Here is a 7,523-nt window from a genome sequence, read left to right as displayed (position 1 = left end):
AACCATGTTATCCAGTGAGGAGAAACAGGTGTTCTGTTTGCCGTTATCCGTTGTCTGTGTACGGGGAGTTCTGGCTTTCGGTGCCAGCATCTGTGCAACACCGCCAAGCGTCATACTGGCACCGAGAGAAAACAGCAGATTACTCGCCATAATTCCTACCCCGGCATCCATATAGCAACCGCCATAACAGCTGCCCCCAGCACCGCCTGAAACACACCGCCACTTTTAGCTCCCACCAGACGCGGTACTATGTGGATCACTGCACCATTTGCCAGCGGCTCATTAAGACGGGCAGACAATTCGGTTTCACCTGCATCACGCCCGGCAATGCGCACCTGATACCAGCCGTCACTCAGTTTCTGACGAAACGCCGGGAGCTGTGTGGCCAGTGCGCGGATGGCTTCAGCCCCCGTTTTCACACGAAGGTCGATGCGGCGGCCAAATCGTTGCAAATCCCCGTAAAGGCAGATGCGTGCCATTCCCGGTGACGCCAGAGGGAGTGTGTGCGTCGCTGCCATTTGTCGGTATACCTCTCTCGTTTACTCAGTTGTTCAGGAATATGGTGCAGCAGCTCACCATCGCCGCAGTAAATGGCGGCATGATTCGGCACCGATGAACCAAAACAGCACAGCAGCACATCGCCCGGTTGTGCTGATGACAACGGCACCTGATACAGCCCTGTGGCCTCCAGATTATCCAGATAGAGATTCTGACCGTGACGCCACCAGTCATCCCCGCGGTGAAAATCCGGCATCTCAATCCCCGCCAGATGATAAGCATCCCGGAACAGCGTGTAACAGTCCGTCACCCCGTGCTCAAAGCGCCGCCCGGTGAGATGCGGCACACAGCGGAACTTGTGAATCGCCCCCCGGCAGACCAGCCACCACGGCAAATCACTCTGCACCTGCAGCCGCCGGTCAGCCTCACTCAGCCAGGGCAGACCACCGGGATGACTGTGGACCAGTGCCACAATCTCACCCTGCATTTGTGCCCGCAGCCAGTCCTCCGGAGCCATCCGGAACCGTTCCTCCGGCTCACCGGAGATATTCTCGCTGGGAAGATACCTGTCTCCCTCCGGCGTTCTCACCACGAATCCACACGACTCCGCTGGCGCACATCGCCGGGCGTGCGCCAGAATCGCTGATTCTGTCTGTGTCATGGATTTACTGAGAAAGTTTATTGATGGAAAGGAAACCGCCGAAATTACCGGTATTGTTGCGCAACTCACACCCGCGCATACACTTGCTGCATTTGTCCTTCCGGATATCCGTCGTTGGTTTGTCGAACTCGTCAGCCACTGCCCTGCCCGTGTAACCACACTCATCAGAACGGTAAGTCCACATACAGGTATTCGCCAGCATGATACGCCCCGGGAAAACCGCGCCATCCGTCTCCGTTGGTGTGGCCAGCACAAAAGAGGCACTGACCGCGCTCAGTTCGCTGCACTGCTCGATGCGCCAGCGGCTGATCACCTCCTGTTCCGGATCGGCGTCGCTGTTTCCGTTGACGAAGTTCACCGCATCCAGAAAACGGTCGTAAACCTTACGGCGGACCACCGTTCCGCCGACCAGACTCTGCAGATCTTCCGCCATCCCGGTGACCATGCCGTGCAGGTTAGAGACCGTCAGTGTCGGACGGGCAGCACAGCCCCTGCCGTTCAGTTCAAACCCCGCCCCCTGAATGGGGTATGCCTGATACTGCCGCCCCTGCCAGGTGACCGGCTCACCTTTTTCGTTCTGCTCATTACAGAAAAAATAACGCTCACCACCGACCTCTGTCAGATCGATTTCCCAGAGCTCCACCCGGGCTGACTGCTCCGCACGGGTGCATTCATTCAGTGTTTCCTGCCGGATATCCTGCATCAGTTCACCACCTGTTCAAAATCGGCCGTTACAGTCACCCATAACGCCCCCACGCTTGCCGACCATTTACGACAAACCTCCCTGATCAGTTTCCAGTCATAAGGTGGCGTCCACTGAAATGCGCGGACGCCACCGTGCCGTTCCAGAAAGGCTTTTAAAGATGGGTGTTCACCTTTACGAACACGTATCGTCACGCTGTAAGTCGACAACTGGTTATTCAGTCCCGCCGCACGACGCTGTTCATAACCATCGCCCAGCTTCACTGTCACCACTTTCGGCTCTGATACCACATTCATATCCGGGCGCACTTTCCAGTGAAACGTCTCCATTACCGGTATGCTCCACTTAACCGGCCACCATCACGGGCCTGCTGTTGCATAAAGTCCGCGGCCGCTTTTTTCCCGAGGTCATAAACCACCTTCAGGGCAGCCGGACCTATCTGCCCGTTCGTGCCGTCGTTATTGATCTCAATGTTGTACTGCGGGGCAAACATCACCATGCCTGAACCACCAGTATCCGCCACAACCCCCCAGCTTACCATCAGCACCGCGACGCAGTGGCAGAATGGCTTCAGGTCCCGCTTCCCCCATCACACCCGCGCCTTTTGCAAAAGCAAAAAACGTCGGACGGTTAACCACCGTGCCACTGTAGCGACTCAAATCAGCAGACTGGTAAACACCGCCATCAGCATTAGTCGTGAAGCCGAATAAAGAACCGACGCCCTTTACCGCCTGCATCATGGCCATCTGTGCCATAATTCTGGCCATATCTGACAACAGGGAAGAGGTGAAGGATTTAAAATTCAGCTTACCGGTGGTACAGAATGTCGCCAGTGCATTACCGGCACTGCTGAATGCCACTGTAAACATCTGTTCTGCCGTTCCCGCCGCATTATCCGCATCCGCCGTAAAATTCTGAAACGCCCGCATGGCACCGTTTTTCCAGTCGCCCTGCGCCACTTCCAGTTCCTGCCAGTAGCGTTTGTTTTCATTCAGTTGTCGCTTCAGGCTCCCCTTCAGCACCTCCTCAGCCCTCCGGTAGTCCTCCGTCCCGTAAGTGCCTTTCTGGCGACTGTCATTCTCAAGCTGTTGCAACTGTTGCCGGTATTCCTGCCGGATGCGCAACTGTGCCTGGTAGCGCTGCCGCTGCTTATCCCCCATACCTGCAGTGGCAATATCCAGATTGTGCTGCTCACGCAGTGCACGTTCTTTGTCTGCCAGCTGGCTGGTCAGCTGAACCGTTTTTTTTCTCAGGTCGTTAAGCGCTGTCTGTTTCTGCAGCTCCTGCTGTTTCACATCCAGCAGCGTCAGCGCCTGAATCAGCTCATTCTTACGGGCCAGCACACTCTTTTCATCTGCCGTCAGCTTTTTCCCGTCCAGGTCGCTGATGCGCTGCTGCAGGGCCAGAAGCTGTTTATGCGCTTCAGTCATCCTTTCAGTGGCAATGCCTGCTGACTGTCTGGCAGCAGCAATCTGCCCTTCCACCTGTGCCTGCTGCTGACTGTACTGCAGCAATAACCGGGTGGCCTCATCATTACGGGTTGCCCGTGTATTTTTCTTAATGGCTTTTTCGTAACGTTCATTTTCACGCTGTATCGCCGCATCCCTGACAGCCTGGTCGGCGTACTGCATGGCATTAATACGCGCAATTTCCCGCTGATGTCGTGCAGCTTCCGTTTCATTCATCCGGTTCAGCGCGGCATTTTCAGCATTCCGGCGTTTCTGTTGCTCCTGGTAATTCCGTTCTGCCTGCGCTTTTGCATCCTGCAAATCCTTCCGGCGTTTTTTCTCCTGAAGATCGTTAAGACGCTGCTGATCGTACTCCACCTGTGTGGAGGCGTTTGTCCACGGATATTTTTTCGCGCGCTGAATTTTTTCCTGTAACGCATCAATCTGCGCATCCAGCGAGTCTTCACGACCAATATTCATGGCCGCATCCCAGAACTGCTTCCACCAGTCAGACAAGGTTTGCAGCGTACTACCCAGCGCATTGAGATTATTATCAATATCAGATGTGCGTTTACCGGTTTCCTCTGCCAGCGCAGACATGGCGATCCGGGCCGCATCACTGGACCGCCCCTGCTCCCCAAGGACGCGTATCTGCTCAAGCTGAGTGGCAGTCAAAAAATGCAGCGCATTGTCCAGCGCCTTCGCGGCATTTACAGGATCATCCTTCAGCCGCTTAAACTGATTTATGGTATCGCTGACCGACTGGCCAACCGATCGCTCCATCTGTGCGGCAGCTTTCGCCACCATACCAATATCGTTTCCATGAAATGCCCCACTGCCCACCACCTGTGCCAGCGCACCGGCTGCCGCATGTTGCGTGATACCATTCCCGGATATGGCCCGGCTGAGTTTCCACAACTGCCCGACAGTGACACCGGCATAATGTCCCGTCAGCGCCAGCTGACGGTTAAATTCCTCGCCCTCCTTCCGCCGTCATGCCAGGCTTTACCCAGACCCAGGACCGCCGCGACAAGTCCGCCAATAACGCCGCCAGTCATCATGCCTTTCGGCGACATCAGTGCGCCTGTCCATCCGGCACGGTTAGCCAGCGTTATCCCGGATCCCCTCAGCGCACCAAAATTGCCGCGCGCCATCTGACTGATTAACACCCCCAGCTGAGCCGCCCTGGCGCGAAGCAACTCAGAAGACGACAGATTCTGGCGGGTTGCCTGCTCTTTAAGCTGGCGGATAAACGCCGCTTTCTGCCGGGTGGCCTGTTCCTCTGCCTGCGTCAGGGCACGGGTTTTCGCCGTGATCTCCGAAATCAGCGCCAGATAATCCTGCTGACCAACCCCGCCACTGTTTCTGGCCTGTCGGATCTGCTGCTGAATACGCTGTAATTCCTGAAGCCCCGCACCGGCCTGTTTCACACTGTCAATCTGGCGATAAAAGGCGGCAGCCGCTTTATCCTGCGCCTCCGCCAGTGCCCTGGCCTGCGCCTGTTCCTCGCGCATTTTCTGATTCAGGGCATCCACGCGCAGACGGGTTTGTTCCACCTCACGGGCCATGCGTTCATGAGCCCGTGCATTCTTCTCCACCGTCTGCGCATGGGCTGATGCTGCTGTTGCAGCCGAAGAAGCCGCCTGCATTGTCTGCCGGGCCGCCTGAGTCTGACGCTCCATAAAACGCTGCATACGGGCAGAAGACCGTTCTGCATCGCTGGCTGCACCATTCAGAAGGTTTTTGATACGGGGAATTTCATTTTTAAACTCTGCCGCATCAATCCCCAAATCAATGACCAGGTTGGCTATCTGGTCCATAACGCACACCTCCGGAAATACCTTCCCCAAGATGCATCAGTTCTTCGTCCGTTCGCTCCGGTATCCCGTTCTCTTCCGGTAAAAGGCTGAAATCAGCCACCGCAGCATCGCTGCTGCCGGACACCATTCTCACGATCAATGCCTTCAGCGAGGCAAACTGCGCATCCATCCACACATCACTGAAGCTCTGCATCCGGAAATAATCGCCCCACTCACCAAGCTCAGTGGCCGACATATCCGACAGCATCTGCCGCCAGTCTGCCCGCCGGAACTCCCGGGCAAGCCGCATGACAAACTGCATTTCCCGCGTCAGGACTTTTCCGGCGTCAGCGCCTCATGATCATCATCCCCGGCATTCTCAATGGTCCCCATACCGCTCAGCGACAGAACCCTCTCCGCCCCCGCGCCCAGCGCATCATACGACCATGTTGTCATAATGGATGCGCAAAGCGTCTCAACATCCTGAGACTGCTCAGCATTCCACAGTGAGCGGGAAACCAGCCAGGCATTGATATCCATTCCCATACGCAGAAAAGCAATCTGTCGTTCAGCCTCCGGCAGTTCTCCCTCCTGTGCATCAAACTTTGCCTTTCGCTGCTGAACAAACGTCAGATATTCAATTCTCTGCAGCCCGGACAGCTCACTGAGCACCACGGACTGTTTTTCATAATTAAACGTATCCTGTTTCAGAAACATCATGTTCTCCGGATGCAAAAAGCCCCGGATAACCGGGGCAATGATGAGTATCGTCCTGTTATGGTGCGCTGACGGTCACCGCAGCCACTGCCACAAACTCTCCGTCAGAGGTCATGCCCACGATGCTGACACTGCCCTGCTGCACGCCTTTCACCGTGGCCACAAGCCCGCTCAGGGGCACCGAAGCAGTCTGAGGATCTGACGAATGCACACTGATCGCTTTGTCACTGGCCCCGTCAGGTTTTACTGTAAAGGTCAGTGTGGTGGTTGCTCCCGCTTTGACACTGACAGATGCCGGTGCCACCGTCAGTCCGGTAACACCCACGGTTTCAGCGCCCTCCTCTGCCAGATACGGACGCCCCACACCGCTGATTTTTACAGTACGGGTCATCACCTCTTTTGAGGTAATGGTTTTACCCAGTGAACTCAGCCAGCCACGGAAAACATCAACCGTACCGTTGGGGTATTTGATACGAAACGCGCAGACTTCACCGGAATCGAACAACTGAACCAGTTTTTTCTGCCCGCTGTCACCCGGACGCCAGGCCAGCGTCGCCGAAGTATCACCGACGGATTTCTGCCCCTGGGTTGTCGTTTTCCAGTCTGCATCTTCATCATCGAGATAAGTGTCATCTTCTGCATCAGCGGTCATCTCGCCAGGTTGCAGATCCTTCACCATCGCAAGACGCAGCCAGTCAGTGTCCGACAAAGGGTTCGCAAATGCGTCGCCGTTGCCGGTATACATCCATAACGTCGTTCCCGCACCTTTCGTTTTTGCCAGTGGATTTGGTGTGGTCATTACCACCTCCTTAATTCGTGTACGTGATCTGGTACGTGATTTCCGCCATCGCCCAGGTAGCCATCTCATTATCACGTTGATAGTTAAAACCGAGTGGGTTCAGGGTGTCGATGAGTCCGGAAAGTGCCGGTACATCATTCAGGGCCGGGAAAATGGTGCTCTCCATCCACATATCCAGCTCTGAATCCGGTGCCTGTGCCCGGATGAAGACGGCAATATACAGAACAGCCTGCCAGTCATCTCCATCCGTCATTTTTCCGGTGTACTGAGCATCACTCAGCCACACCGCCACGGCAGGCAGTTTGCGCATCAATAAATGCCGGAAGCCCGTCAAAAAACGTGGCGCTGTCTCCACACTGTTCCCGAAGGCGTGCCAGCACGCTCTGACGGATTTGTGTGTGCCGGTTCATTTACTCAGATGTAACCTCAGTTGTTGTTTCAGGGCATACCCCAGCTGTTTCGGCATTTCCGCAGCAATGATGCGATCGCGGGCATCTTCAAATGCCTGTGTCAGCGGTCCGGACATCGGGATTTTCACTACCTCCACAGGAAGACGATTTTTTCTTAGCCTTCCCTGATGGTCATGCCCTGTTGCAAAACGCGCTTCAGGAAGACACCTCAGAACATGCCAGCGGCCATTCGCCAGTTGCTGAACAAATGCCCCCCGGAAAAAGTATTTTCCCACTCTCAGTCCTTCACCAGCACGCCGCCGTGTTGTGTTCAGTTTGATGGCGGGCAGATTGCCCCGGTTAACGCGGATCCTGGCCGTCATTTTTCCTGACGGACTGGCTTTAAACACCCGGACACGCTGACGTACCAGTTTCAGGGGGATCCCTTTCACCTGGTTATCGCCCGCAACGGTATTCCCGGCAACCTGCCGGGTGGCAACCGAGACCGC

At 55.6% G+C, this 7,523-nt stretch carries 7 protein-coding genes and 3 pseudogenes; all 10 read right to left on the bottom strand.

Going from position 1 to position 7,523, the window contains the following annotated elements; translation table 11 throughout:
* Window positions 1-419: pseudogene (locus ACUU1I_RS18480) on the bottom strand (tail assembly protein); the annotation flags it as partial.
* Window positions 416-1,159 (bottom strand): C40 family peptidase, encoded by a 744-nt coding sequence (locus ACUU1I_RS18475; RefSeq protein WP_000194737.1) that lies wholly within the window; start codon window positions 1,157-1,159, stop codon window positions 416-418. The pseudogene ACUU1I_RS18480 and the gene ACUU1I_RS18475, both read right to left, overlap by 4 nt.
* A gap of 4 nt (window positions 1,160-1,163) precedes the next feature.
* On the bottom strand, window positions 1,164-1,862 hold the full coding sequence (locus ACUU1I_RS18470) for a phage minor tail protein L (RefSeq protein ID WP_001152488.1): 699 nt from the start codon (window positions 1,860-1,862) through the stop codon (window positions 1,164-1,166).
* Entirely contained in the window at window positions 1,862-2,191 is a 330-nt protein-coding gene (locus ACUU1I_RS18465) for a phage tail protein (protein WP_000447263.1), read from the bottom strand. Before ACUU1I_RS18465 ends, ACUU1I_RS18470 begins: the two co-directional genes overlap by 1 nt.
* Window positions 2,191-5,130 (bottom strand): annotated as a pseudogene (locus ACUU1I_RS18460) (phage tail tape measure protein). Before ACUU1I_RS18460 ends, ACUU1I_RS18465 begins: the two are co-directional and overlap by 1 nt.
* On the bottom strand, window positions 5,102-5,431 hold the full coding sequence (locus ACUU1I_RS18455) for a phage tail assembly protein T (protein ID WP_001161002.1): 330 nt from the start codon (window positions 5,429-5,431) through the stop codon (window positions 5,102-5,104). The pseudogene ACUU1I_RS18460 and the gene ACUU1I_RS18455 overlap by 29 nt, the downstream one beginning before the upstream one ends.
* Window positions 5,432-5,439: 8 nt before the next feature.
* Window positions 5,440-5,826: a phage tail assembly chaperone G gene (gpG, locus tag ACUU1I_RS18450; RefSeq protein ID WP_000478925.1), complete on the bottom strand. Its 387-nt coding sequence runs from the start codon at window positions 5,824-5,826 to the stop codon at window positions 5,440-5,442.
* Between the two features lie 58 nt (window positions 5,827-5,884).
* Window positions 5,885-6,625, bottom strand: coding sequence for a phage tail tube protein (locus tag ACUU1I_RS18445; protein WP_005067061.1), 741 nt, complete (start codon window positions 6,623-6,625; stop codon window positions 5,885-5,887).
* Between the two features lie 10 nt (window positions 6,626-6,635).
* A pseudogene (locus ACUU1I_RS18440) lies at window positions 6,636-7,035 on the bottom strand (phage minor tail U family protein).
* On the bottom strand, window positions 7,032-7,523 hold a 492-nt coding region (locus tag ACUU1I_RS18435), incomplete at its 5' end, for a phage tail protein (RefSeq protein WP_042770713.1). The gene ACUU1I_RS18435 and the pseudogene ACUU1I_RS18440, both read right to left, overlap by 4 nt.

Source organism: Shigella sp. SIG3, assembly GCF_053555855.1.
Note: the sequence above shows the minus strand (reverse complement) of the source record. Positions and strands in the feature narration are given on the sequence as shown.

Coding starts and splice junctions, on each gene's coding strand:
- ACUU1I_RS18465 (WP_000447263.1), bottom strand. CDS start 2,191: ATGGAGACGTTTCACTGGAAAGTGCGCCCGGATATGAATGTGGTATCA.
- ACUU1I_RS18475 (WP_000194737.1), bottom strand. CDS start 1,159: ATGACACAGACAGAATCAGCGATTCTGGCGCACGCCCGGCGATGTGCG.
- ACUU1I_RS18445 (WP_005067061.1), bottom strand. CDS start 6,625: ATGACCACACCAAATCCACTGGCAAAAACGAAAGGTGCGGGAACGACG.
- ACUU1I_RS18470 (WP_001152488.1), bottom strand. CDS start 1,862: ATGCAGGATATCCGGCAGGAAACACTGAATGAATGCACCCGTGCGGAG.
- gpG (WP_000478925.1), bottom strand. CDS start 5,826: ATGTTTCTGAAACAGGATACGTTTAATTATGAAAAACAGTCCGTGGTG.
- ACUU1I_RS18455 (WP_001161002.1), bottom strand. CDS start 5,431: ATGCAGTTTGTCATGCGGCTTGCCCGGGAGTTCCGGCGGGCAGACTGG.